Below are 25,113 nucleotides of genomic sequence, written 5' to 3'. Positions count from 1 at the left end.
CCCCATCACCGTGTCGCCGCCGTGCAGGCACGGGCGCGTAGAATCGCCGCATGAGCAGATTAGTCCTGATCGACGGGTCCAGTTACCTGTATCGCGCGTTCCACGCGCTGCCGCCCCTGTCCAATGCACAGGGTGAACCCACCGGCGCGCTGTTCGGCGTGGTCAACATGCTGCGGTCCACGCTGAAGGAGCGCCCCGCGTACGTCGCCTTCGTGGTGGATGCGCCGGGCAAGACCTTCCGCGATGACCTGTACGACCAGTACAAGGCCAATCGCCCGCCCATGCCCGACGACCTGCGCAGCCAGGTGGAACCGATGTGCCGCATCGTCGAAGCGCTGGGCATCAGCATCCTGCGCATTCCCGGCGTGGAGGCCGACGATGTGATCGGCACGCTGGCCCTGCAGGGGGTGGCGCAGGACCTGAAGGTGACCATCTCCACCGGTGACAAGGATTTCGCCCAGCTGGTGCGCCCGGGCATCGAGCTGGTGAACACCATGACCGGCAGCCGCATGGATTCAGATGCGGCGGTGATGGACAAGTTCGGCGTGCGCGCCGACCAGATCATCGACCTGCTGGCACTGATGGGCGACACCGTGGACAACGTACCGGGTGTGGAGAAGTGCGGGCCGAAGACCGCGGCCAAGTGGCTGGCCGAATACCAGACGCTGGACGGCGTGATGGCCGCCGCCCCGACCATGAAGGGCAAGATTGGCGAGAATCTGCGCGCAGCGCTGGATCGCCTGCCGCTGAACCGCGATCTGGTGACCATCCGTACCGATGTGGAGCTGGAGGCGAGCCCGTCCACGCTGGCGCTGCGCGAGCAGGACGTGCCGGTGCTGACCGAACTGTATGCGCGCTACGGCTTCACCCAGGCGCTGAAGGAACTGGGCGCGCCGCTGCCTGCCCCGGCCGCCGCCAGCGAAGCCACCCCCAGCCTGCGCGGCACCGCCGCCGGTTTCGCCCGGGGCAGCGCCGAAGCGCCCGCCGCCGGCGAGCTGGACCCGGCCTTGGCGGCGCCCGGCGAGTACGAAACCGTGGTGACCGACGAACAGTTGCAGGCCTGGGTGCAGCGCCTGCAGCAGGCCGAGCTGATCAGTTTCGATACCGAAACCGATGCGCTGGACGCGATGCGTGCGCGCCTGGTCGGTATCAGCCTGGCGGTGGAGCCGGGCAAGGCGGCCTACATTCCAGTCGGCCACGACTACCCCGGTGCCCCGGCACAGCTGCCGCTGCAGCAGGTGCTGGACGCGCTGCGCCCGCTGCTGCAGGACCCGGCGAAGAAGAAGCTGGGCCAGCACGGCAAGTACGATCTGCACGTGCTGCGCCGCCATGGCGTGGAGGTGCAGGGCTACCACGACGACACCATGCTTGAGAGCTTCGTGCTCAATTCCACGGCCACCCGCCACGACATGGATTCGCTGGCCCTGCGCTACCTGGGCTACAACACCATCAAGTTCGAGGACGTGGCTGGCAAGGGCGCCAAGCAGATTCCGTTCTCGCAGGTCGGTATCGACGAAGCCAGCCGCTACGCGGCCGAGGACGCCGACATCACCCTGCGCCTGCACCATGCGCTGCGCCCGCAGCTGCTGGCCGAGCCGAGCCTGGACAGTGTGTACCGCAGCATCGAGATGCCGCTGGTGCCGGTGCTGACCAGCATCGAAGCCAACGGCGTGCACATCGACACCGCCGAACTGCGCCGGCAGAGCCAGGATCTGTCCTCGCGCATGCTGGCCGCGCAGCAGAAGGCCACCGAGCTGGCCGGCCGCAGCTTCAACCTGGATTCGCCCAAGCAGCTGCAGGCCGTGCTGTTCGACGAGCTGAAGCTGCCGGCGGTGGTGAAGACTCCGAAGGGCCAGCCCAGCACGAACGAGGAGGCGCTGGAGGCCATTGCCGACCAGCACGAGTTGCCGCGGGTGATCCTGGAGTACCGCGGCCTGGCCAAGCTGCGCAGCACCTACACCGACAAGCTGCCGGAGATGGTCAACCCGGATACCGGCCGTGTGCATACCAGCTACCACCAGTCCGGCGCCGCCACCGGCCGTCTGTCCTCGTCCGACCCGAACCTGCAGAACATTCCGATCCGCACCGACGATGGCCGCCGCATCCGCCGCGCGTTCGTCGCCCCGGAGGGCTGCCAGCTGCTGGCAGCCGACTATTCGCAGATCGAACTGCGGATCATGGCCCACCTGTCCGAAGACCCGGGCCTGGTGCGCGCGTTCGAACAGGGCGCCGACGTGCACCGCGCCACCGCCGCGGAAGTGTTCGGCCGCACCTTGGACGAGGTGACGCCCAACGAACGCCGCGCTGCCAAGGCCATCAACTTTGGCCTGATGTACGGCATGAGCGCCTTCGGCCTGGCCCGCAACCTGGGCATCGACCGCGGCCAGGCGCAGGACTACGTGGCGCTGTACTTCAGCCGCTACCCGGGCGTGCGTGACTTCATGGAGCGCATGCGCCAGCAGGCGCGCGAGCAGGGCTACGTGGAAACCCTGTTCGGCCGCCGCCTGTACCTGAACGACATCAACGCCCGCAACCAGGGCCTGCGCGCCGGCGCCGAACGCGCGGCCATCAACGCCCCCATGCAGGGCACCGCCGCAGACATCATCAAGCGGGCGATGGTGTCCGTGGACCAGTGGCTGCGCGACAGCCGGGCACCGGCGCGGATGATCCTGCAGGTGCACGATGAACTGGTTTTCGAAAGCGCGGCCGGGTTCACGGAGGAATTGCGTAAGCACGTGGTCGAACACATGTCGCAAGCGGCACAGTTGCGGGTGCCACTGGTGGTCGATACCGGCATTGGCAGCAACTGGGACGAAGCGCACTGAGTCGCATTTCGGCCTTTAGCGACGTGAATTCATTCATTTCAGGGGATTTTCTGACTCGAAGATGAATGTTTCCGGAGGAGCACACGGTTAAATGGGCGCCCTTCACGAACTGTTAGTGTTCGGGGTGTTTCTATAACTCTCGACAGGCGCAACGCCTGTTGTGGATCTCTCCCATCCCCTGGAGCAGATCTCGGAACGGGGGCTCCTCCCCAAGCGCCCGTTCCCCGGCCCCGTTGACCTCCCCCTGGTCAGCGGGGCTTTTTATTTGTGCCGCCGGAAACCGGCGGATCTGACCCGGGTGCTAGGCTGGGGTCATTGGTTCGCAGGGGAAACCGCAATGCACGATCTGTTCGCACTGGCGATGCCCTGGTGGGAATTCATCCTGCGCGCGGTGGTGGTCTACACCGTGGTGCTTGGCATGGTGCGGCTGGGCGGCAAGCGCGCGCTGGGGCAGATCACCCCGTTCGACGTGCTGCTGATCGTGCTGCTGGGCAACGCTGTACAGAACGCCTTGCTGGGCAGTGATACGTCATTGGGCGGTGGCCTGCTGCTGGCTGCCACGCTTATCCTGCTGAACTACGCCGTGGGCTGGCTGACCACGCGCAGCCGTCGCATGGAGCGGCTGATCGAAGGCGAACCGGTGGTGATTGCACGTGACGGCCGGCTGTTCGACAGCGTGCTGCGTCGTGAACAGGTCACCCGGGCCGATGTGGAAGCCGCATTGCGCCAGCAGGGCTGCCTGGGGGTGGATGAAGTCGCCCTGGCGTTGCTGGAAAACAACGGCCACATCACCATCATCCCGCGGCAGAAAGCGGCCGCGTGATACCGCGCCATAGCGCGCGTGCCCAATCGTGCGCACCGCGTTCGCAATGTCGCGCGTGCCGACCGTGGTGCCCGCTTTCGCAATGTCGCGTGCTCGACCCTGCGCCCCGCTCCGGTAGAGTCGAGCTTGCTCGACTGCTCTTGGCGCAATGCGAACAGCAGTCGAGCAAGCTCGACGCTACGGGCATCTCGGCATGGCGCTACACCCAGTCGCGCGGCACCAGGTAATCGGCCAGGCGCGCCTCGGCGCTGCCGGCTTCGGGGCTGAACCCGTATTCCCAGCGCACGCGCGGCGGCAGGCTCATCAGGATGCTTTCGCTGCGGCCGCCGCTCTGCAACCCGAACAGGGTGCCGCGGTCGTAGACCAGGTTGAATTCCACATAGCGGCCGCGACGGTACAGCTGGAACTCGCGCTCGCGTTCACCGTAGGCGGCATCCTTGCGCCGCTGCACGATCGGCAGGTAGGCCTGCAGGAAGCCATCGCCCACCGCGCGCAGGTAGTCGAAATCGCGCTCGAAATCGCCGTGCAGGTCGTCGAAGAACAGCCCGCCCACGCCGCGCGTTTCGTTGCGGTGGCGCAGGAAGAAGTACTCGTCGCACCAGCGCTTGTGGGCGGCGTAGCGTTCTTCGCCGAACGGCGCGCACAGGTCGCGGGCCACCCCATGCCAGTGCTGCACGTCCTCGTCCTGCGGGTAGAACGGGGTCAGGTCGAAGCCGCCACCGAACCAGCTGGCCACTACTTCGCCGTCGCGCTGCGCCTGGAAGAAGCGCACGTTGGCGTGGGTGGTGGGCACGTGCGGGTTCAGCGGATGGAACACCAGCGACACACCGGTGGCGCGCCAGGACGCGCCGGCCAGTTCCGGCCGGTTGGCCGACGCCGACGGCGGCAGGCGGCTGCCGGACACATCGGAAAAGCCGATGCCGGCCTGCTCGAACACCGCACCGTCGCGCAGCACGCGGGTACGTCCGCCACCGCCCTCGGCACGCTGCCACAGGTCCTCCTGGAAGCGCGCGCTGCCATCGGCGGCTTCAATAGCCGCACAGATGCGGTCCTGCAGGTCGGTCAGGTAGGCGCGCACGCGCTCGAATTCGTTCATGCCGCGTACTTTACCGCAGCGACCGCGCAGGCAAGCTCCTTCACTGCTTGTGATTGGGGGTGTGCGGGGCCGCTCTGGTGCGTTCGTCGCCTGCAGCCTGCTCCTGAACAGCGCGGTCCAGCGCCTGGCCCAGTTCCAGCAACCCCCAGTTGCGGGTCGCCAGCACGTCGCATGCCACGTGGCGGCCACCCGCATCGGCGTCGCAAAGGCTTTGAAGCATGGGGCGCACGTCCACCCTGCTGCTGTTTTCCATGACGCTGGCCAGATTTTCACAACCCTCGCGGATGCCCGCCTGGCAGACTTTCAGGTAGTGCTGGCTGGCCTCGATCCACTGTCCCCTCATTCCGGCACGGCTTCCCAGCACATTGCAGCCCTGCATCCTGCCGGCCGTGCAGCAGGCTTCGGCTTCGCCGTCGATCAACGCGCGCGGGCAATCCTGCGAGAACGGGATTTCGTCGAACACCAGCGGTGCGCTGCACCGGGCATCGCCCGGCTGCCGCTGGAAGCGCTCGAACCGCGTCGAATCGTCCAGCCCCAGCAGATCACCGTTGGCCAACGGCTGCAGCACATAGTCTCCCCCCAGCTCGTGGCGCATACGGATCTGGCCGTCCTGCACGCGTGCACGCACCCGCGAGCCGTAACCGACCTCCACCATTCCGCCGTCGCCGAACGTCAGTTCGTCCAGCAGCCCGCCGGAGGCCGCATAGTGGCCGCATGGCACGGCGCTGGCGGCCTGCGGCACCAGCTCGCCATCCAGCGGCAGCAGTGCAGCCGCCTGCCGGCAGGACGTCTCGTCGCCGCCGTCGCAGGCCACCTGCAACGCCGCCCTGCCGTCCTGCAGACTGCCGGCGGTCCACTGCAGCTTGGCGACATCCTGGCAGAAGCCACTTTCGCCCACCTGCGTGCACAGCTCCTGCAGGCGCTGCAGCCGCGCATCCGAAAGTGTGGGACTGGCGGCAGGCGAGAACACTTCAACCATGCTGGCCGCCATCGAGGCCGTGCGAATGGCAGTGGCGACGGCCTCGACGAGCTCCGGTCGCTCTTCCAGAATGGCCATGCAGGCCTCGGCATCGGCCGCAGGATCATCGTCGCGACACTGGTGGGGGAAATCCATCTCGGCCATGGCCTTCTCCATGGTGGCCTGAATCACCGCGATCTGTGCTTCGGTCGGTGTATCGCTGCCGGGTGCCTGATCGGCCTCGCGATAGCGCTCGGGCAGGCGCTGGCACAGAAACGGAACCCCTTCGGAACAGGCCGATTCCAGCGCCGGCAGGCTCAGCTCACGATAGTGCCTGTCAAGGCAGTGCTGGGCATCCGCCAGGCAGCTGCCCGGGGCGTGCTCGACCGGGGGCAGGCACGCCGCCGGTTGGATCAGGCGGTAGCGCGTGTTGCCCTGCTGCAGGACGCGGCCGCCACGCTGGACGTTCAGTCCAGATGCAACTCCGAAGGTGAGGTTGACGAGGCTCAGCTCGCCCTCGATCTCCTGGACAACGAAGGGCCGATCAGAGATGTGCGTGTGCTTCGAAACCCCTCGGTCGGGGCCGTCCACGCGCAACTGGTCGCCGCCCTCGGCCTCGAAAACGCCACAGCGTGGCAGACCAGATGCGGCCGCCTGCTGGGCGCAGAGCAACAGGAACAGCAACGCGAAACAGCGTGCACGCAGGGGGCGCGGGGCGGAATCAGACATTTCGGGGCCAGGGCAGAAAGACGCGGGCCACGATAGCCAGCCCGACCCGATACGCAATCAAACCCGCTGGAACACCTGTGCTGCGGTCAATGTGTCTGCGCTGGGCAGGTCGTTCGCGTCAAAAACGCCCGCAGCCAGCGTTTCAGCGGAACCGCGCACGGATGTCCGGGCGCAGCAGGCGCCAGCCCAGCCAGCCCTGCAGGCCGGCGAACAGCACCGACGTTCCCAGCAGCGTGAGCGTCATCAGCAGGCGCTGCACCTGCAGCTGCTGCTGCAGGTTCGCATCGTTGGCGGTCAGCCCGATGAACTGGACCATCACTACATCCAGCCACCAGGTGATGACGAAGTTGGCCAGGGCGCTCAGGCCCAGCGCCCATACGAAGGCCCACAGGCCCCAGCGGCGCTCGCGCCACAGGCCCCAGCTGGCCAGGGTGGAGCCCAGGCACAGCAGCGCAGCGATCAGGGACGTCGCCACCGGATGCGCGAGCATCCACAGCAGGCTGCCATCCAGCTGGTTTTCCCAAGCCAGCTTCACCAGCGCCTGCCACAGCGCGGTCGGCGCCAGCACGGCCGCCACCGCGGCCTGGCCGAGGAAGTAGAGCACCATCAGCAGGCACAGCCAGAACGAGCCCTGTGCCAGCGGTGTGACCCAGCTGTTGCGCGGGGGCGCGGCCGGCGAGGGAAGATCGGGAATGGAGGGAGACATCCGGTGTCCTTGCGCTGCGATGGCGCCCGCCGGGTCAGCGGGCCGTCGCCAGGGCGGCGACCGCCGGCAGGATATGGTGTTCACTCAAGGGTGCCAAGGGCAGACCGTGCGGCGGTTGCAGCGGCACCCATGCCAGTTCAGCAATCTCGGCCTGCGCGCGGGGCCGCCCCGCCACCTGTACCCACCAGGCCTGGGCCTGCACGCGGTGGCCGGGCTCATTCACGGCCCAGTCCTGGAAGGTGCCCAGTGCGATGGCCGATGCGGCCTGCAGCTGCACGCCCAGTTCTTCGTGCAGCTCACGCGCCAGCGCGATCAGCGCCGCTTCGCCGGGCTCGGGCTTGCCCCCGGGCTGGATGAAGCGCTGGGCGCCGTGCTTGCGCACCACCAGCGCCCGGCCGCGGTCATCCAGGATGACCGCGGCCACGATCTGGATCGTGGCCGCGGCGTCGCTCACTTCAGGTTCTGCTCGAACAGCTTGAGGATGCGCTTGTACTGGTCCAGCCAGGAATCGGCACGGGTGTAGCCGTGGCGCTCCAGCGGGTACGGCGCAATGGACCAGTTGTCCTTGTGCAGCTCGATCAGGCGCTGGGTCAGGTGCACCGAATCCTGGAAGAACACGTTGTCATCCATCATGCCGTGGGCGATCAGCAGGTTGTCCTGCAGGTTCTGCGCGTACTCGATGGGCGAGGACGTGCGGTACGCCTCCGGGTCGATGTCCGGGGTGTTCAGGATGTTGCTGGTGTAGGCGTGGTTGTAGTTGTTCCAGTCCACCACCGGGCGCAGTGCGGCGCCGGCCTTGAACGTGCCCGGCGAACGGAACAGCGCCATGAAGGTCATGAAGCCGCCGTAGGAGCCGCCGTAGATGCCGGCGTGGTCGCGGTCACCCTGCTGGGTGTCCACCAGCCAGTCCAGGCCGTCCTTGTAGTCTTCCAGTTCCGGGTGGCCCATGTTGCGGTAGATGGCCGTACGCCAGTCGCGGCCGTAGCCCTCGCTGCCGCGGTAGTCCATGTCCAGCACGATGTAGCCCTTTTCCACCAGCAGGTTGTGGAACATCTGCTCGCGGAAATAGGCCGGGTAGCGCTGGTGCACGTTCTGCAGGTAGCCGGCGCCGTGCACGAACATCACGATCGGGTACTTCCTGCCCGGTTCCTTGTGCTCGGGTTCGTAGTACTTGGCCCAGACCACGCCGGCGCCATGCTTGGACGGCACCGCCACCAGCTTCGGCTGCACCCACTCGCGCGCCTTGTACTCGGCCGTGCGGGTGTCGGTCAGCACGCGGGCCTGGCCACCGGCGGTCGGCAGCACCGCCAGCTGCGGCGGCAGGTAGGCGCCGGAATAGCGCACCAGCAGCTGCTGGCCATCCGGCGACAGCGAGAAGTCTTCCACGCCGTTCAGGCTGGTCAGCTCACGCACCTGGCGGCTGCCGGTGTCGACGGCACAGACTTCATAGTCATGCGGCGCCTGCTGGTTGCACAGGAAGTAGAAGCCCTTGCCGTCGGCCGACAGCACCGGCGCGGAGGTTTCCCACTTGCCGCTGGTCAGCGCCTGCGGCTTGGCCGAACCGGCCTGGGTGTACAGGTGCGAGAAGCCGGACTCTTCGGACAGCAGCCACAGGGTGCGGCCATCGGCCATCCAGCCGAAATCGTTGAAGCCCCAGTTGATCCAGGCGTTGTCGGTCAGGCGGTGGCGGTTCTGCACGCGGCCGTCGCTGCCGATGCTGACGATCCAGCGGTCCTTGTTGTCGTTGGCGCGCAGCATCACTGCGGCCTGCTGGCCATCGGCGCTCCAGCGCATGCCGCCGCCCATGAAGTCGCTCATCACCTGCACGCTGCGGTCGCCCTTCAGCGGGTCCTTGCCGGCCTTGCGGCGCAGCTCGGCCAGCGGGTCGGTGCCGATGCCCGGCAGGCCTGACAGCGACAGCTTCTGCGCCTTGCTGGTGCGCACGTCCACGTACCACAGCGTGTGCGGCTCGAAGCCGTTGCGGCCGACGCGGGTGCGGGTGTCCTCGCTTTCTTCGTAGCCTGATTCGGTCACGTACAGCGGCATCTTGCTGGTGCGGCCGTCATCGAAATCCTTGGCCTTGGTGGCCACGATCAGGTGGCCCAGGTCCGGCGACAGCAGGCTGTCGACGATCTCCACGTCGGCGCCCAGGTAGATCGGTGCGGCCGCGCGGGTCGGGTCGGCCTGGCGCCAGCGCTGGTCCTGGTCCTTCAGCGCTTCGCGCTGGTCACGGTCGCGGCGCAGGGTTTCCAGCGTGCGCAGCTGCTGGTCGCGCAGCAGGTCATCCTTGGGCTTGCTGGCCGGGTCCTTGTCGGCCTTCAGGCTGGCCACCTGCTGCACGCCGCTGGCGGCGGTCCAGTGGAACCAGTTCTGGCCCACGCGCCAGATCACGCCGTTGTCGGCGGCGAAGTTCACCCCGGCAGCGCGTTCGTTGCTGCGGGTCAGCTGGGTCAACGCGCCGCTGCGCAGGTCGCGCACGAACACATCGCCATTGCGCACGAAGGCGCTGCGGCTGCGGGTACGGTCATAGACCGGATCGGCCACGTCCAAGGTGCCGCGCTGGTCATCGGCCACCTGCGCGGCGGCGCCACCGGCCAGCGGCTGGCGGAAGGTGTCGCGCACCGGGCTGCCCTTGCGCTTGAGCTGGTATTCCACCTGCTGGCTGTTCCACGACCACCAGGCCTTTTCCACCGGCGGACCGATCCAGTCCGGGTCGGCCATGGCCTGTTCGATGGTGATGGGCGTGGGCGCGGCGTGCGCGGCCGGTGCGGCCAGGATGGCCGACAGCAGGAGGGACAGGGGCAGCACTCGGGACATGGGCGGACGGCACCAGTAGAGGAAACCGGGCAAGGGTAGCAGCCGCCCGTGCCGGGGGAGGGGGCCACAGGTCATGGCAGCGGGATCGGCAAAGCCGCTGCAACCGGTCGCCGGCCTCGCGCATCCAATCTCCTGAACCCGCATCATTCACCTAACAGGAGCCCGACCATGCAGGAACTGATCCCGATCACCCTCTTCATCTGCATCGCCTATGCGATCCATGCCCTGGCCGATGCGCGCGCGCGCAGCAAGCTGGTCGCCCCGCACGTGCCGGAGGAGGTGATCCGCTCGCTGGCGGTGCTGGAAGAAGAGCGCCGCCGCCAGGGCGCGCTGCGCTGGGGCATCAGCCTGGTCAGCCTGGCCGTGGCGATGGGCCTGCTGGAGGCGATGGGCGCGCGCGAGCTGACCTTTGGCGCGGCCGCGGCGCTGGCGGGCAGTGCCGGGCTGGGCCAGTTGCTGGCCTGGCATTTCACCCGTCCTGTGCTGCGCAAGGGCTGAGGCCGGCGTGCCACGAGCACAGGGGGCGCCCCGCGCATGAGCCTGCTGGGCGGAGCACTGGCTGCCTTGCGGGGGCGTCGCCGCGACGTCCCCGCAGAGCCCATCCCGGAGGCCGACGACGACCGCGCGCTGGTGCGGGCGATCATCGACGGCTCGCAACCGGCGTTCGCGCAGCTGGTGCAGACCCATCAGCGCACCTGCGCGCACGTGATCGGGCGCATGGTCGGCGACCGCGACCAGGTGGCCGACCTGCTGCAGGAAACGTTCCTGGCGGTGTTCCGCCAGCTGCACCGTTTCCGCTTTGAATCCTCGCTGCGCACCTGGGTTTCGCGGGTGGCCTACACCACGGCGCTGCAGTACCTGCGCCGGCGGCGTCTGGAGGCGCAGTGGATGGTGGCGGTGGAGGTGCCGGAGGAGCTGGGCGTGGGTGACGAAGGTCCCGGCCCGGCGGAACTGAGCGAGGCGCTGCAGGCCGGGCGCCAGCTGGGCGCGGCCCTTGAGCGGTTGAGTGCACCGCAACGGTTGATCGTGGGCCTGCACTACCTGGAGGATTTCGACCTGGCCGAGATCGAGCAGGTGACCGGGTTGCCACGCGGTACCATCAAGAGCCACCTGTACCGCGCACGGCAGACCCTGAAGCAGGAGCTGACCCGACGCGCCACCGCCGGAGAGCTGTTGTGAGCGAAGCCAACGACCCCCGCGATGCCGATGCGCGCGCGCTGTCGCAGGCGCTGCGCGAGCAGGAACGGCAGGTACCGGTGCCGGATGTGAGCGAGGCGCTGCAGCAGCGGCTGCAGGCGGAAACGCGCGACAGTGGCGTGGGCTACGTGGTGGCACAGGTGCTGCTGGTGTGCGCGCTGCTGGCGGCGGGCGCCTGGTATTTCTGGCGCTGACATCTCCCGCTGGGCATGGCCCGGCGCTACCGCGGCCGATTGCAGGGTAGCGCCGGTCCATGCCCGGCGTCTGCCCCCTGCGACAAAGTGAAGCAGCGCGTCACCCGGTCGCATCCTGCCTTAACCAAATCCTCCTAAAGTGGTCCGGTATCCCACCCGTACCCGGCAGGAGGCGTCCCTTGGACGCGTTGTTGTTGTCGCGGATCCAGTTTGGATTCGTCATCAGTTTCCATGTGCTGTTCCCCGCCTTCACCATCGGTACCGCCAGCTGGCTGGCCTTCGTTGAATGGCGCTGGCTGCGCACGAAGTTGCCCGTGTGGCGCGACCTGTATTTCTTCTGGCAGAAGATCTTCGCGGTGTCCTTCGGCATGGGCGTGGTCAGCGGCATCGTCATGGCCTTCCAGTTCGGCACCAACTGGCCACGGCTGAGCGAAGTGGCCGGCACGGTGATCGGCCCGCTGCTGACCTATGAAGTGCTGACCGCCTTCTTCCTGGAGGCCAGCTTCCTGGGCGTGATGATGTTCGGCTGGGGCCGGGTCTCGCCGCGCCTGCACTTCCTGTCCACCTGCATGGTGGCGCTGGGCACGCTGTTCTCCACCTTCTGGATCCTGTCGTCCAACAGCTGGCTGCACACGCCGGCCGGCTACGAGATGGTCAACGGCATCGTGCACCCGGTGGACTGGTGGAAGGTGGTGTTCAACCCGTCCTTCCCGTACCGCCTGGCGCACATGGCGCTGGGTTCGTTCATCACCACCTGTTTCGTGATTGGTGGCGTGGGCGCGTGGTACCTGCGCAAGGGCACGCACGTGGAAGCAGGGCGGCGCATGCTGATCGCCGCCGTGGCGTTCGCGGCGCTGACCGTGCCGGTGCAGATCTTCGTTGGCGACATGCATGGCCTGAACACGCTGAAGCACCAGCCGATGAAGATCGCGGCGGTGGAGGCGCACTGGCATGAAACCAGGGAAGGCGAGGGCGTGCCGCTGGTGGTGTTCGCCCTGCCCAATGAAAAAGAGCAGCGTAACGATTTCGAGGTCGCCATTCCCAGGCTGGGCAGCGTGATCCTGACCCATTCGCTGGATGGCAGCTTCGATCCGCTTACTTCCGTGCCGGCCAGCGAGCGGCCGCCGGTGACGCCGGTGTTCTTCGCGTTCCGCATCATGGTCGGGCTGGGCACGCTGATGCTGCTGCTGGCCTGGGTGTCGGCCGTGCAGCTGTGGCGGAAGAAGCTGCTGGATTCGCCGTGGCTGCTGCGTGGCTGGAACTGGATGCTGCCCAGCGGCTTCATCGCGCTGGTGTCCGGTTGGTTCGTGACCGAGATGGGCCGCCAGCCGTGGGTGGTGTACGGCGTGCTGCGTACCGCCGATGCGGTGGGCCCGCAGAGTGCGTGGATGACCGCGCTGTCGCTGGCGGTCTATGTGGTGGGCTACGCCTTCGTGTTCGGCTGGGGCATCTGGTACCTGGTGAAGATCCTGCGCCATGGCCCGCAGCCGTATGAACAGGGCCCGTCGCTGGACCACGGCAGCCACACCCCGGCGCGCCCGCTGTCGGCCGCCGACGAACCGTTGGAGGAGCGCTGACATGGACCTGATGACCTGGCTGCCGGTGGCATGGTTCGCGGTGATCGGTTTCGGCGTGCTGATGTATGTGGTGCTGGACGGCTTCGTGCTGGGCATCGGCATCCTGGCCCCGTTCGCCGAGGACGAGGAGCAACTGGACCTGATGATGAACACCGCCGCGCCCATCTGGGACGGCAACGAAACCTGGCTGGTGCTGGGCGGTGCCGGCCTGCTGGCCGCGTTCCCCAAGGCCTATGCGGTGCTGCTGTCGGCGCTGTATCTGCCGGTGCTGCTGCTGGTGGTGGCGCTGGTGTTCCGCGGCGTGGCCTTTGAATTCCGCTTCAAGGCGCACCGTTCGCGGCGGCTGTGGAGCGTGGCCTTCGGCCTGGGCTCACTGCTGGCAACCTTCGCCCAGGGCGTGATCCTGGGCACCCTGGTGCAGGGCATTCCGCTGCTGGACGGACGTTTCAGCGGTGGTGCGTTCGTCTGGTTCAGCCCGTTCGCGATGCTGACCGGGGCCGCACTGGTGGCCGGCTACGCACTGCTGGGCAGCACGTGGTTGATCCTGAAGACCGAGGGCCGCGTGCAGGCACTGGCCCGGCAGCTGACCCGGCCGCTGGTGGCCGCGGTGATCGTGGCGATGGGCCTGGTCAGCAGCTGGCTGCCGTTCCTGCATTCGCGGCTGATGGACCGCTGGTTCAGCGATGGCAACTTCTGGTGGCTGTCGCCGGTACCGCTGCTGACCCTGGCGGTGGCCGCCGCGCTGTGGCGCAGCGCCACCCACCCGCGCCGCGACCTGCCGCCGTTCCTGCTCAGCCTGGGCCTGTTCGTGCTCGGCTTCGCCGGTCTGGTGCTGGGCATGTGGCCGTACCTGCTGCCGCCGTCGATGACCCTGTGGCAGGCCGCCGCCCCGGCCTCGTCGCTGGGCTTCAGCCTGGTCGGGCTGGTGCTGCTGTTGCCGGTCATCCTGGGCTACACGGCCTGGTCGTACCGGGTGTTCCGCGGCAAGGTGCACGCCGGCGCCGGCTACCACTGAGGCATGACCCACGGCAGCGGACGGTGACCGCTGCCCGTTGGGGTTTGTGAAACATGTATTCCCTGCGCCGGACGTGCTAGCGTGCGCTCCTTTCCGGCCGCCAGGGGGGCTGCCGGCGACGTCCTGGACGGACGCACGGCTGCAGGAATGGGGGGGCTGCCGCGCGTCGCCGTAACTGGCTCGTGCCTATTGTTTGCCCATCCAAACATCACCGGTAATGATTGAATTTTCCGTAGTCGACTGGGCTGCCTGGGCACCCGGGCTGACCGAACGTAGCCACTGGATGGGCTGGGCACAGGCGCCGTTCCTGCCGCAGGGCGAGGGCACGCCGGCGCTGGCCGAAATTCCCGCCATGCAGCGGCGCCGCATCGAGCGCCTGGGCCGCATGGCCATCCAGACCGCCTGCTGGTGCGAAGACGGGCAGGGCGCCGACAGCCAGGTGCCGCTGGTGTTCGCCAGCCGCCACGGCGACGTGGCCCGTTCCATGGAACTGCTGGGGTCGCTGGCCGCCAACGAGCCGCTGTCGCCCACCGGCTTCGGTCTGTCGGTGCACAACGCGATTGCCGCGCTGTATTCCATCGCCCGCGGCCACCGCGGCAACTACCTGGCCCTGGCCGCCGGCCAGGCCACCGTGGAAGCGGCCTGCCTGGAAGCGGCGGGGCTGTTGGCTGACGGTGCGCCGGAAGTGCGCATCGTGGTCTATGAATCCGCGTTGCCCGACATTTACGCGGAATTCGCCGACGAACCTGACCCGTTCTTCGCCTGGTGCTGGCGTCTGGCGCCGGCCGCCGCCGCGGGAACCGGCCTGCGCCTGGCCTGGCAGGCGGCCGAGGGGGAGCCGCAGACCCGCGCAGGCCTGCTGCCGCACGCGCTGGACCTGCATCGCTTCCTGTTGGGTGACGACGCCTCCCTGGAGCATGTCAGCCAGGGCCAGCGCTGGTGCTGGAGCCGCCGTGTCTGAGGCGCTGCGCCGCCTCGATCACGCCTGGCGGGTGTTCGGCACCGGCCTGAGCTTTGCTGCCTTCGGCGTGGGCGGGCTGCTGCTGGGCGTGTTCGTGATGCCGCTGCTGCTGCTGATGCGCGACCCGGTGGCGCGGCGGCGGCGTGCGCGGCGGGTGGTGCAGGGGGCGTTCGCCAGCCACGTCTGGCTGATGTGCCGGCTGGGGGTGATGACCCTGCAGGTGGACGGGCGCGAGCGCCTGCAGCGTGACGGCCTGCTGGTGCTGGCCAACCACCCCACGCTGATCGACGTGGTCTGCCTGATCGCCCTGCTGCCCAACGCCGACTGCGTGGTGAAGCGGGCGGTGGCCTGCAACCCGTTCATGCGCGGCCCGGTGCGCGCCGCCGGTTACATCGCCAACGACGATGGCGCCGGCCTGGTGGATGACTGCGTGGCGGCCGTGCACGCTGGCGGCACCCTGGTCATCTTCCCGGAAGGCACCCGCACCGTGCCGGGCCAGCCACTGCGCCTGCAGCGCGGCGCGGCCAACATCGCCGTGCGCGGGCGGCTGGACATCACGCCGGTGCGCATCACCTGCACTCCGCCCACGCTGACCAAGGGCCAGAAGTGGTATCGTGTGCCCTCACGTCGTTTTCACGTTCAGCTGCAGATCGGCGAGGATATCGCGATCGCGCCGTTCCTGGCCGAAGATGACTCGCCGAGGGGGGATGCCTTGGCGGCCCGTCGCGTCACCGACCACCTCACTCGTTATTTCGACCTGTCTGGAGATCCGACCCGTGCAAGCACTTGAGCACGAGATCAAGGAATTGATCATTTCCTCGCTGTCACTGGAGGACATCACGCCGGAGGACATCGATCCGACCGCGCCCCTGTTCGTTGAAGGCCTGGGCCTCGATTCCATCGACGCGCTGGAACTGGGCCTGGCGCTGCAGAAGAAGTACGGTGTCAGCCTCTCGGCCGACTCTGAAGAAACCCGTCGCCATTTCTCCAGCGTGCGCGCGCTCGGCGAGTTCGTCGCCGCCCGCCAGTCGTAAGGCGCAGGAACAGCCATGACCAAGAATGAACTTTTCGAGCGCATCGTCCGCATCCTGACCGACAGCTTCGAGATCGAGCCGGCCCGGATCACCCCGGAGGCGCGCCTGTATGACGACCTGGACATCGACAGCATCGATGCGGTCGACCTGATCGTGCAGCTGAAGCCGCTGCTGGGCCGCAATCTGCAGCCGGAAGCCTTCAAGGCCGTGCGCACCGTGCAGGACATCGTCGATGTCGTGCATGGCCTGTTGCCTGGTCAGGCTGCCGCCTGACCGCAGCGCAGACGGCACGGCCATGGCTCGGGCACGCGTGGTCGTGGTGGCAGTGCTTTCGCTGGCCTATCCGGTGCTGGTGTATGCCGCAATGGGGCGCTTCGAGCCCCGCTGGCTGTCGCTGCTGCTGTTCGGCCTGGCGCTGCTGCGCGCGCTGACCACCCGGCAACCGCTGTGGTGGGCCGCCGCCGCCGGTGCCGGCCTGCTGGCCGGGCTGGCCACCGTGCTCAACCAGGCGCTGCCGCTGAAACTGTACCCGGCGCTGGTGAACGTGGTGATGCTGTGCGTGTTCGCCACCAGCCTGCGCTTCGGCCCGCCGCTGGTAGAGCGCCTGGCGCGGCTGCAGGAACCGGACCTGCCCCCGTTTGCGGTGGTCTATACCCGTCGCGTCACCCAGGTGTGGTGCGGCTTTTTTGTTTTCAACGGAGGCCTGGCCCTGCTCACCGCGCTGTATGCGTCGGATCGGGTCTGGATGCTCTACAACGGACTGTTGGCGTACGTAATGATGGGCGTGTTGTTTGCAGGTGAATGGCTGGTGCGGCGGCGGGTAAAGGCGGCACATGCGCATGGCTGACTGGATCGCCTTGGACCGCCTGATGGTCACTGCGCAGCCGGGTCGCCCGGTCGGTCTGTGTGGTGAGGTGGCGCTGGACCACAGCGCGCTGCGCCAGCGTGTGGTGGCCTGGCGTGATGCGTTCGCCGCAGCCGATGGCCGCGACTGGGCGCTGTATTTCGACGATGCGATCGCCTTCGCCGCGGCCCTGTTCGGCGCGTGGCATGCCGGCAAGCGCGTGTTCCTGGCCGCAGACAACCTGCCGGCCACCCTGCAGGCGCTGCAGCCGCAGGTCGCAGGCTTTGCCGGCGACGTCTCGGCCGATTACCGGCCACTGCTTCCCGCTGCCCCCACCGAGGGCGCACTGCACGCGCTGGACGAGCGCGCCTGCGAACTGTGCGTGTTCACCTCCGGCAGCACCGGCCAGCCCAGCGCCATCAGCAAGCGCATGGACCAGCTGGCGCGCGAGGTCGATGCGCTGCAGGCGGCCTTCGGTGCGCAGGTAGACGGCGCGCAGGTGCACGGCACCGTGTCCCACCAGCACATCTACGGTCTGTTGTTCCGCGTGCTGTGGCCGCTGGCGGCGGGCCGGTTGATCCAGCCGCGCCGGTTCTTCCATGAAGACCTGGTGGCGACCCTGGCCGCGGCCGACAGCGTGCTGGTGGCCACCCCGGCGCACCTCAAGCGCCTGCCCGAGCAATTGGACTGGGCCAGCCTGCATGGGCGCCTGCGCGCGGTGTTCTCCTCGGGCGGCCCGCTGCCCGAAGACGCCGCACGGCAGGTGCGTGGCTGGCTGGGCGTGGCCCCCACCGAGATATATGGCAGCAGCGAGACCGGCGGCATCGCCTGGCGCCGCTGGGACACCGACATGCCGCCGTGGCAGCCGCTGCCGGGCGTGCAGTGGCGCATCGAAGAGGACTGCCTGGCCGTGGCGTCGGCGCACCTGGAAAGCGCCGATTGGTGGCGTACCCAGGATCGGGTGGAGGCCTTGGCCGATGGCCACTTCCGCCTGCTGGGGCGTGCCGACCGCATCGTCAAGATCGAAGAGCGCCGGGTCTCCCTGGACGCACTGGAGCGTGCGCTGCGCGACGATCCGGAAGTGGAGGATGCGCGCGTGCTGGTGCTGCAGGGGCACCGGGAACAACTGGCGGCGGTGGTGGTGCCCACCGATGCCGCACTGGTCGCTGCCGGTGACGGCGCGCGCCGTGCGCTGGGCCAGCGACTGGGCGCACGCCTGGCGCAGGGCCACGATGCCGTTACCCGCCCGCGCCGTTGGCGGCTGGTGCAGTCACTGCCGATCAATGCCCAGGGCAAGGTGACCCAGGCGGCACTGGCGGCGTTGTTCCAGCCGTTGCTGCCGGTGCCGCAGTGGGACCAGCGCGGCGAGACCAGCGCGACCCTGCGCATGACCCTGGACCCAGCGCTGCGCGCGTTCCAGGGCCACTTCCCGCAGGCCGCGATCCTGCCGGGCGTGGCCCAGCTGGACTGGGCGGTGCGCTTCGGCCGCCAGGCATTCGCGCTGCCCAGTGGGTTCATGCGCATGGACGTGGTGAAGTTCCAGAAGGTGGCGCGGCCCGGCGATGAGCTGTCCCTGCACCTGGACTGGGATGCGCCGCGCGGCGTGCTGACCTTCCGCTACACGTCACTGCACGGCGTGCATGCCAGCGGCAAGGTGATCCTGACCGATGCGCACTGAGCCGGCGCCGACTGGTGGCGCCTTCGCGCCGCTGGTGGTCATTCCCGTGTACGACCACGAACACGCCATCGGTGTGGTCGTGCAGGGCGTGCAGGCGGCCGGCCTGCCGTGCCTGCTGGTGGATGATGGCTCGTCGCCGGCGTGCGCGGCCGTGCTGCGCGCGTTGTCCACCCAGCCCGGCGTCGATCTGCTGCGGCTGGACCAGAACCAGGGCAAGGGCGGGGCGATGCTGGCCGGCTTTGCCGAAGCGGCGCGCCGCGGCTACAGCCATGTGCTGCAGATTGATGCCGACGGCCAGCATGACACCGGCGACCTTGCGCGCTTCATTGCCGCTGCGCGCGCGCGGCCGCAGGCGGTGATCTGCGGCATTCCCGCCTACGATGCCAGCGTGCCCAAGGCACGCCTGTATGGCCGCTACGCCACCCACATCTGGGTCTGGATCAACACATTGTCGCTGCACCTGCGCGACACGATGTGTGGCTTCCGCGTGTATCCGCTGCCGCCGGTACTGGCGCTTGTCGGCCAGGAAACGATCGGCCAGCGCATGGATTTCGATACCGAGATCATGGTCCGCCTGTACTGGCGGCAGGTGCCGGTGGAGCACCTGGCCACGCGCGTGACCTATCCGGCCGATGGCGTGTCCCATTTCGATGTGTGGCGCGACAACGTGCGCATCAGCCGCATGCACACGCGCCTGTTCTTCGGCATGCTGCCACGCGCGCCGCGCCTGCTGTGGCGCCGCCTGCGGGGGCAGGGCTGACATGGCGCGCACGCAGGACGCACCGCATTGGGCCGACATCGGCGAATCCACGTCGGTGGCCGGTGTGCTGTTCCTGTGCTGGGTGCACCGCTGGTTCGGGCGCTGGCCGTTCCACCTGTGCGTGTGGCCGGTGGTGGCCTGCCATTGGCTGGGCAACCGGGTCGGCCGCCAGGCCTCCCTGCAGTATCTGCAACGGCTGCAGGCGCACAGCGGTGCGCTGGGCCACGCGCCCACCTGGCGCGACAGCCTGCGCCACTTCTTCAGCTTCGCCGATACGATGCTGGACAAGCTGCTGGGCCTGGGCGGCCGCTACCCGCCTGAACGCATCCACCTGCAGCGCGACCTGGTGCTGGGCAAGATCGCGCGCCGCGAAGGCGGCCTGATCCTGACCGCGCACATCGGCTGCCTGGAACTGTGCCAGGTGCTGGCCGAACAGGTCCCCGGCTTCCGCATCACCGTGCTGGTGCACACCGCGCATGCGCAGCGCTTCAATCGCCTGCTGCAGCGGTTGGACCCGCTGGCGGCGGTGGAGCTGGTGCAGGTGACCGAAATGGGCCCGGCCACGGCAATGATGCTGGCCGACAAAGTCGCCTCTGGTGGCTTCGTGGCCATTGTCGGTGACCGCGTGCCGGTGCAGGGCGGGCGCAGCGTGATGGCCGATTTCCTGGGCCACCGCGCGCCGTTCCCGATCGGTGCCTACGTGCTGGCGTCTGCGCTGGCCTGCCCGGTCTACACCATGTCCTGCCTGCACGATGGCGATGGCTATCGCGTGGCGTTTGAACAGTTCGCCGAACGCGTGGTACTGCCGCGTGGTTCGCGTGATGCCGCCCTGGCCGAACAGGCGCAGCGCTTCGCGCGCTGGCTGGAACTCCAGGTCATCCAGTCCCCGTTGGACTGGTTCAATTTCTTCCCCTTCTGGGATCAGGCCCCCCATGACGACTGACGCCGTACCCGTGTGCCGTTTCGGTGATGCACCGTTGACCATTGAAGACGTGGTGGCGCTGGCCCAGCGCCAGTGCGAAGCCGCCCTGAGCGAGGCACCCGCATTCCGCGCGCATATCCAGCGTGGTGCCGATTTCCTCGACCGCCTGCTGCGCGAGGACGGGGTGATCTATGGCGTGACCACCGGCTACGGCGATTCGTGCACGGTGAACATTCCGCCGGCGCTGGTGGCCGAACTGCCGCACCACCTGTACACCTACCACGGCTGCGGCCTGGGCCGTTACCTGGACCCGGCAGAAACGCGCGCCGTGCTGGCCGCGCGCCTGGCCTCGCTGGTGCGTGGCATGTCCGGCGTCAGCGTGCCGCTGCTGGAAGGCCTGGCCACGCTGCTGCGGCACGACGTGCTGCCGCTGATTCCGGCCGAAGGTTCGGTCGGCGCCAGTGGCGACCTGACCCCGCTGTCCTACGTGGCCGCCGTACTGTGTGGCGAGCGCGAGGTGCTGTTCGACGGCCAGGTACAGCCGGCCGGCCCGGTGCTGGCGAAGATCGGCATGACCCCGCTGAAGCTGCGGCCGAAGGAAGGCCTGGCGATCATGAACGGCACCGCGGTGATGACCGGCCTGGCCTGCCTGGCCTGGCAGCGCGCCGACTACCTGGCGCGCATGGCCACGCGCCTGACTGCGTTCAATGTGCTGTCCAGCGACGGCAACGCGCACCACTTCGATGAAACCCTGTTTGCCGCCAAGCCGCACCCGGGCCAGGGCCGCATTGCCGCACGCCTGCGCAGCGACCTGCACAGCGAGCGCCCGCCGCGCAACGAACAGCGCCTGCAGGATCGCTATTCGCTGCGCTGCGCGCCGCACGTGATCGGGGTGCTGGAAGACAGCCTGCCGTTCCTTCGCCAGCTGATCGAAACCGAACTGAACAGCGCCAACGACAACCCGCTGATCGATGCCGACGGCGAACGCATCCTGCATGGCGGTCATTTCTACGGCGGCCACATCGCGCTGGCGATGGACACGCTGAAGAACACCGTGGCCAACGTGGCCGACCTGCTGGACCGGCAGCTGGCGCTGGTGGTCGACGCCCGCTACAACCACGGCCTGCCGGCCAACCTGTCGGCGGCCACCGGCCCGCGGGCGGCCATCAACCATGGCCTGAAAGCGCTGCAGATCAGCGTATCGGCGTGGACCGCCGAAGCACTGAAGCAGACCATGCCGGCCAGCGTGTTCTCGCGCTCCACCGAATGCCACAACCAGGACAAGGTCAGCATGGGCACCATCGCCGCGCGCGACTGCCTGCGCGTGATCGAGCTGACCGAGCAGGTGGTGGCCGCCATGCTGATCGCCGCCCGCCAGGGCCTGGCGCTGCGCGAGCGGGTTGGCCTGAACGCGCAGTTGCATGGCAGTCTGGCCGACATGTACGCCGACCTGGGGCAGCGCATCGCCCTGGTTGAAGAAGACCGCGCGCTGGATCGCGAACTGCGGGAACTGCTGGTGGAGATCCGCGCGCAACGCTGGGAACTGTATGCCGGTGAATGAACACACGGAACTGGTCGGGGAAATCACCCTGACCCCCGCCTTCCATGACTGCGATCCGATGAACGTGGTCTGGCACGGCAACTACTTCAAATACTTCGAGATCGCGCGCTGCGCGCTGCTCGGCCGCTACGACTACGACTACCCGCAGATGCTCGAATCGGGCTACCTGTGGCCGGTGGTCGATGCACGGGTGAAGTACGTGCGCCCGCTGCTGTTCAACCAGCCGCTGCGCGTCGTTGCGCGCATCGTGGAATGGGAGAACCGGCTGAAGATCGAGTACGAAATCTTCGACGCGGGCAGCGGCCAGCGCTTGACCCGTGCAATGACCATCCAGGTCGCGGTGGACGCGGCCAGCAAGGAAATGCTGTACCAGTGCCCGCCGGTGCTGTGGCAGCGCCTGGGAGTGCCTGCACCATGAAGACCCTGTTCACCGTTCCGCGCGCGCTGCTGTGCGCGCTGCTGTTGGCCGCCGCGCCGCTGGTCCAGGCCGCCGATCCGGCGGTGGATGCGATCACCCAGGCGGTGGCGCGCCCCGACGTGCTGCGTGGCCAGTTCACCCAGGAAAAGCAGGTCAGTGGCTTCAAGAACCCGCTGCGCTCGCAGGGCCAGTTCGTGGTCGCACGCCAGCACGGGGTCATCTGGACCACGCTCAAACCCTTCCCGTCGGAAGTGGTGGTCACCGCCGACCGCATCCTCAGCCGCCAGCGTGATGGCAGCACCCGGGTCGAACTGGATGCGCGGCAGCAGCCGGCCATGCGCTCGGTGAACGCGATCATGTTCGCGCTGATGAGCGGTGACGTGCAGGCGCTGTCCAGCCAGTTCAACGTGCAGGCCAGCCGCGAAGGGCAGGGCTGGAAACTGAAGCTGACCCCGAAGTCGGCGATGCTGGCCAAGGCCTTCGAATCGCTGACCCTGCAGGGCGACCGCTACGTGCGCCAGGTGCAGATCGTGGAGGCCAACAAGGACCGCACGCAGATCCAGTTCAGCGCGCTGAGCGAAGCACCGGCCACGCTGACTGCCGACGAGGCGCGCCGCTTTGACTGATCTGGGTAGCGCGAACGGAGCGGACCGCCTGCGCCGCTGGTGGCACTGGCTGGGCATTGCCTGGCTGCTGGTGCTGCTGGTGCTGGGCGTGCAGCAGTGGCGGCTGTGGAGCGAACAGTCGCGGATCGACACCGACATCCTCGCCCTGCTGCCGCAGGACGCGCACGACCGCCTGCTGAGTGATGTCACCCGGCGCATCGCCGATGGCAGCTCGCGCCAGGTGGTGGTGCTGCTGGGCAGTACCGATGGCGCCGCCGCCAAACGCGCGCAGGCCGCCTTCGCCAAGGCCATGGCCAGCGATGCCGACAGCGGGCTGCTGGTACCCAGCGGTTCGATCGAAGGCTGGTTCGATGAAGCGCGCGCATTCTACGCGCCGTATCGCGACCGCCTGCTGACCCCGTCCCAGCGAGAACAGCTGCAGCAGGCCGAACCGGGCGCGCTGGCCGAACAGGCGCTGGGCGCGCTGTACGGTCCGATGGGCGCACCGCGGCTGACCGATTGGCGGCAGGACCCGCTGTCGTTGTGGCCGCAATGGTGGCAGCAGCAGGCACAGGGCTCCGGCCTGCGCCTGGGCGATGACGGCCTGCTGGAAGCCGAAGGCAAGCATTGGGCGGCATTGCAGTTCGATACGCCGGGCTCGGCCTTCCAGCTCGATGGCGAACGCCATATCGATGGCCTGCTGGAACGTGCCGGCCAGGCCGCCAAGGCGGCTGCACCGGATCTGGAGATCCTGCATGCCGGCGTGCCGCTGCATGCCGAGGCGGCCGCCGTACAGGCCAACCAGGAAATCAACACCATCGGCTGGGGCTCGCTGGCCGCCGTGCTGCTGCTGGTGTGGCTGGCGTTCCGTTCGCTGCGGCCGATCCTGCTGGTGGCCGCATCGCTGCTGATCGGCTGTGGCGTGGCGCTGGCGGTCACCGTGCTGGTGTTCGGCAAGGTGCACGTGCTCACCCTGGTGTTCGGTGCATCGCTGGTAGGCGTGGCCGAGGACTACGGCATCCATTGGTTTGCCTCGCGCCAGGCCGAACCGGCCGACCGCCGCTGGAAGCTGCTGCGGCACCTGCTGCCCGGCTTGTGGCTGGCCCTGCTGACCAGCGCGCTGGCGTACCTGGCGCTGGGCCTGGCCCCGTTCCCCGGCCTGCGGCAGATGGCGCTGTTCTCGGTGGTGGGCCTGGCCGCCGCGTTCCTGACGGTGATCTTCTGGTTCCCGTGGCTGGACGGCGGTGACATCCGCCAGACCCGTTTCTCGCAGTGGCTGGGCAACACCCTGGAGCGCTTCCCGCGCCTGCACGGTACGCGCCCGGTCACGGTGTTCATCGTCGCTGCACTGGCGCTGTCGGCCATCGGCATCGCGCGCCTGCAGAGCAACGACGATCTGCGCAGCCTGCAGTCGTCGCCGCCGGCGCTGATGGCCGAGCAGATCCGCCTGAGCCAGTTGCTGGGCATGCCCAGCCCGGCGCAGTTCTACCTGGTGCAGGGTGCCGATGACGCACAGCTGCTGCAGCGCGAAGAAGCGCTGACCGAGCGCCTGCGCGTGCTGGCCAGCGACAAGCGCATCGGCGGCTACCGTGCGATCAGTGACTGGCTGCCGTCGCCGGCGCGCCAGCAGGCCGATGCCGCGCTGACGGCGAAGGTCGAACCGGGCGTGTTGTCGGCGGTGGGCGAAGCGGTGGGCGAACCGCTGCCGCGCCCGGATTTCGCTGCCGGTCCGCTCACTGCGCAGGCCTTCCTGGCCTCGCCGGCGTCCAAGCCGTTCCGCCACCTGTGGGTGGGCAACGTGGGTGGGCAGAAGGTCAGCGTGGTGATGGTCGATGACCTGTCGCGGGCCGATGCACTGGCCACCCTGCAGGGCGCAGCCGACGGCCTGCCCGGCGTGCGCTGGGTCGATCGCACCGCCGATTTCTCCAAGCTGCTGGGCCATTACCGCAAGCTGATGGGCGGCCTGCTGCTGGTCGGCATCGCGCTGGTGTTCGGCGCGCTGTGGCTGCGTTATCGCCGCCAGGCATGGCGGGTGTTCGCGCCCACCCTGATCGCCGGTGCGCTTACCCTGGGCCTGCTGGGCCTGTTCGGGCAGCCACTGCAGCTGTTCAACGTGCTGGCGCTGATGCTGCTGCTGGGCATGGGCATCGACTATGGCATCTTCCTGATCGAGCACCGCGGCGATGCCAGTGCCTGGCTGGCGGTGTGCGTGGGCGCGGCCAGCACTTGGCTGTCGTTCGGCCTGCTGGGCCTGTCGCAGACCCCGGCGCTGCGCGCCTTCGGGCTGACCCTGCTGTTCGGCATCGGCCTGGTCTGGCTGATCTCGCCGCTGTTCCGGCCACCGCCGCACGATCTGCCGCCGGCATGAGGCCGGCACCGCCGTTTTCCCTTCT

24 protein-coding genes are annotated in these 25,113 nt (G+C 68.3%); 19 read left to right on the top strand and 5 right to left on the bottom strand.

Going from position 1 to position 25,113, the window contains the following annotated elements; all coding sequences use genetic code 11:
• Positions 1 to 50: 50 nt before the first annotated feature.
• Positions 51 to 2,825: a DNA polymerase I gene (polA, locus tag RTY46_RS08275; protein ID WP_312707714.1), complete on the top strand. Its 2,775-nt coding sequence runs from the start codon at positions 51 to 53 to the stop codon at positions 2,823 to 2,825.
• 337 nt (positions 2,826 to 3,162) lie between these two features.
• Positions 3,163 to 3,648, top strand: a complete 486-nt coding sequence (locus RTY46_RS08270; RefSeq protein WP_312707713.1) for a YetF domain-containing protein — start codon at positions 3,163 to 3,165, stop codon at positions 3,646 to 3,648.
• A gap of 199 nt (positions 3,649 to 3,847) precedes the next feature.
• Here RTY46_RS08270 and hemF read toward each other — a convergent pair whose 3' ends face one another.
• The 5 genes from hemF to RTY46_RS08245 all read right to left on the bottom strand — a co-directional run bounded on the left by hemF (position 3,848) and on the right by RTY46_RS08245 (position 9,954).
• The gene (hemF, locus tag RTY46_RS08265) at positions 3,848 to 4,744 is read right to left on the bottom strand and encodes an oxygen-dependent coproporphyrinogen oxidase (protein WP_312707711.1); all 897 of its coding nucleotides are present in this window, start codon (positions 4,742 to 4,744) and stop codon (positions 3,848 to 3,850) included.
• Between the two features lie 40 nt (positions 4,745 to 4,784).
• Entirely contained in the window at positions 4,785 to 6,431 is a 1,647-nt protein-coding gene (locus RTY46_RS08260) for a hypothetical protein (RefSeq protein WP_312707710.1), read from the bottom strand.
• A gap of 142 nt (positions 6,432 to 6,573) precedes the next feature.
• A complete protein-coding gene (locus RTY46_RS08255) occupies positions 6,574 to 7,137 on the bottom strand; it encodes a hypothetical protein (protein ID WP_312707709.1) in 564 nt (187 codons plus the stop codon).
• 34 nt (positions 7,138 to 7,171) lie between these two features.
• A complete protein-coding gene (locus RTY46_RS08250) occupies positions 7,172 to 7,591 on the bottom strand; it encodes an NUDIX domain-containing protein (RefSeq protein WP_312707708.1) in 420 nt (139 codons plus the stop codon).
• Positions 7,588 to 9,954 carry a S9 family peptidase gene (locus RTY46_RS08245; protein ID WP_312707706.1) on the bottom strand — a complete coding sequence of 789 codons (2,367 nt, stop codon included), beginning with the start codon at positions 9,952 to 9,954 and terminating at the stop codon, positions 7,588 to 7,590. The genes RTY46_RS08250 and RTY46_RS08245 overlap by 4 nt, the downstream gene beginning before the upstream one ends.
• 168 nt (positions 9,955 to 10,122) lie before the next feature.
• Here RTY46_RS08245 and RTY46_RS08240 point away from each other — a divergent pair, with 168 nt between their 5' ends.
• From RTY46_RS08240 to RTY46_RS08160, 17 genes are all read left to right on the top strand, one after another.
• Positions 10,123 to 10,452: a hypothetical protein gene (locus RTY46_RS08240; protein WP_312707704.1), complete on the top strand. Its 330-nt coding sequence runs from the start codon at positions 10,123 to 10,125 to the stop codon at positions 10,450 to 10,452.
• 36 nt (positions 10,453 to 10,488) lie between these two features.
• A complete protein-coding gene (locus tag RTY46_RS08235; protein WP_312707703.1) occupies positions 10,489 to 11,133 on the top strand; it encodes a sigma-70 family RNA polymerase sigma factor in 645 nt (214 codons plus the stop codon).
• Positions 11,130 to 11,345: a hypothetical protein gene (locus RTY46_RS08230; protein WP_312707702.1), complete on the top strand. Its 216-nt coding sequence runs from the start codon at positions 11,130 to 11,132 to the stop codon at positions 11,343 to 11,345. Before RTY46_RS08235 ends, RTY46_RS08230 begins: the two co-directional genes overlap by 4 nt.
• 179 nt (positions 11,346 to 11,524) lie before the next feature.
• Positions 11,525 to 12,922, top strand: a complete 1,398-nt coding sequence (locus RTY46_RS08225) for a cytochrome ubiquinol oxidase subunit I (RefSeq protein WP_312707701.1) — start codon at positions 11,525 to 11,527, stop codon at positions 12,920 to 12,922.
• Between the two features lies 1 nt (position 12,923).
• Positions 12,924 to 13,937 carry a cytochrome d ubiquinol oxidase subunit II gene (cydB, locus tag RTY46_RS08220; RefSeq protein ID WP_312707699.1) on the top strand — a complete coding sequence of 338 codons (1,014 nt, stop codon included), beginning with the start codon at positions 12,924 to 12,926 and terminating at the stop codon, positions 13,935 to 13,937.
• 217 nt (positions 13,938 to 14,154) lie between these two features.
• Positions 14,155 to 14,898, top strand: coding sequence for a beta-ketoacyl synthase chain length factor (locus RTY46_RS08215; protein WP_312707698.1), 744 nt, complete (start codon positions 14,155 to 14,157; stop codon positions 14,896 to 14,898).
• Complete coding sequence (locus RTY46_RS08210; protein ID WP_312707697.1) at positions 14,891 to 15,688, top strand: lysophospholipid acyltransferase family protein; 798 nt, start codon at positions 14,891 to 14,893, stop codon at positions 15,686 to 15,688. The genes RTY46_RS08215 and RTY46_RS08210 overlap by 8 nt, the downstream gene beginning before the upstream one ends.
• A complete protein-coding gene (locus tag RTY46_RS08205) occupies positions 15,675 to 15,932 on the top strand; it encodes a phosphopantetheine-binding protein (protein ID WP_005411610.1) in 258 nt (85 codons plus the stop codon). Before RTY46_RS08210 ends, RTY46_RS08205 begins: the two co-directional genes overlap by 14 nt.
• Before the next feature lie 15 nt (positions 15,933 to 15,947).
• Positions 15,948 to 16,205 carry an acyl carrier protein gene (locus RTY46_RS08200; RefSeq protein WP_108751324.1) on the top strand — a complete coding sequence of 86 codons (258 nt, stop codon included), beginning with the start codon at positions 15,948 to 15,950 and terminating at the stop codon, positions 16,203 to 16,205.
• 22 nt (positions 16,206 to 16,227) lie between these two features.
• The gene (locus RTY46_RS08195; protein ID WP_312707696.1) at positions 16,228 to 16,779 is read left to right on the top strand and encodes a hypothetical protein; all 552 of its coding nucleotides are present in this window, start codon (positions 16,228 to 16,230) and stop codon (positions 16,777 to 16,779) included.
• The gene (locus RTY46_RS08190) at positions 16,772 to 18,454 is read left to right on the top strand and encodes an AMP-binding protein (protein ID WP_312707695.1); all 1,683 of its coding nucleotides are present in this window, start codon (positions 16,772 to 16,774) and stop codon (positions 18,452 to 18,454) included. The genes RTY46_RS08195 and RTY46_RS08190 overlap by 8 nt, the downstream gene beginning before the upstream one ends.
• Positions 18,444 to 19,214: a glycosyltransferase family 2 protein gene (locus RTY46_RS08185; protein ID WP_312707694.1), complete on the top strand. Its 771-nt coding sequence runs from the start codon at positions 18,444 to 18,446 to the stop codon at positions 19,212 to 19,214. The genes RTY46_RS08190 and RTY46_RS08185 overlap by 11 nt, the downstream gene beginning before the upstream one ends.
• Before the next feature lies 1 nt (position 19,215).
• Positions 19,216 to 20,157, top strand: a complete 942-nt coding sequence (locus tag RTY46_RS08180) for an acyltransferase (protein WP_312707693.1) — start codon at positions 19,216 to 19,218, stop codon at positions 20,155 to 20,157.
• A complete protein-coding gene (locus RTY46_RS08175) occupies positions 20,147 to 21,697 on the top strand; it encodes an aromatic amino acid ammonia-lyase (RefSeq protein WP_312707692.1) in 1,551 nt (516 codons plus the stop codon). The genes RTY46_RS08180 and RTY46_RS08175 overlap by 11 nt, the downstream gene beginning before the upstream one ends.
• Entirely contained in the window at positions 21,684 to 22,115 is a 432-nt protein-coding gene (locus RTY46_RS08170) for an acyl-CoA thioesterase (RefSeq protein ID WP_199932956.1), read from the top strand. The genes RTY46_RS08175 and RTY46_RS08170 overlap by 14 nt, the downstream gene beginning before the upstream one ends.
• Entirely contained in the window at positions 22,112 to 22,741 is a 630-nt protein-coding gene (locus RTY46_RS08165; protein WP_312707691.1) for an outer membrane lipoprotein carrier protein LolA, read from the top strand. The genes RTY46_RS08170 and RTY46_RS08165 overlap by 4 nt, the downstream gene beginning before the upstream one ends.
• A complete protein-coding gene (locus RTY46_RS08160) occupies positions 22,734 to 25,088 on the top strand; it encodes an MMPL family transporter (protein WP_312707690.1) in 2,355 nt (784 codons plus the stop codon). Before RTY46_RS08165 ends, RTY46_RS08160 begins: the two co-directional genes overlap by 8 nt.
• The last annotated feature ends 25 nt before the right edge of the window (positions 25,089 to 25,113 follow it).

It is taken from the genome of Stenotrophomonas sp. (assembly GCF_032056425.1).
Lineage (GTDB): Bacteria > Pseudomonadota > Gammaproteobacteria > Xanthomonadales > Xanthomonadaceae > Stenotrophomonas.
This window is presented reverse-complemented; position numbering and strand designations above follow the sequence as displayed.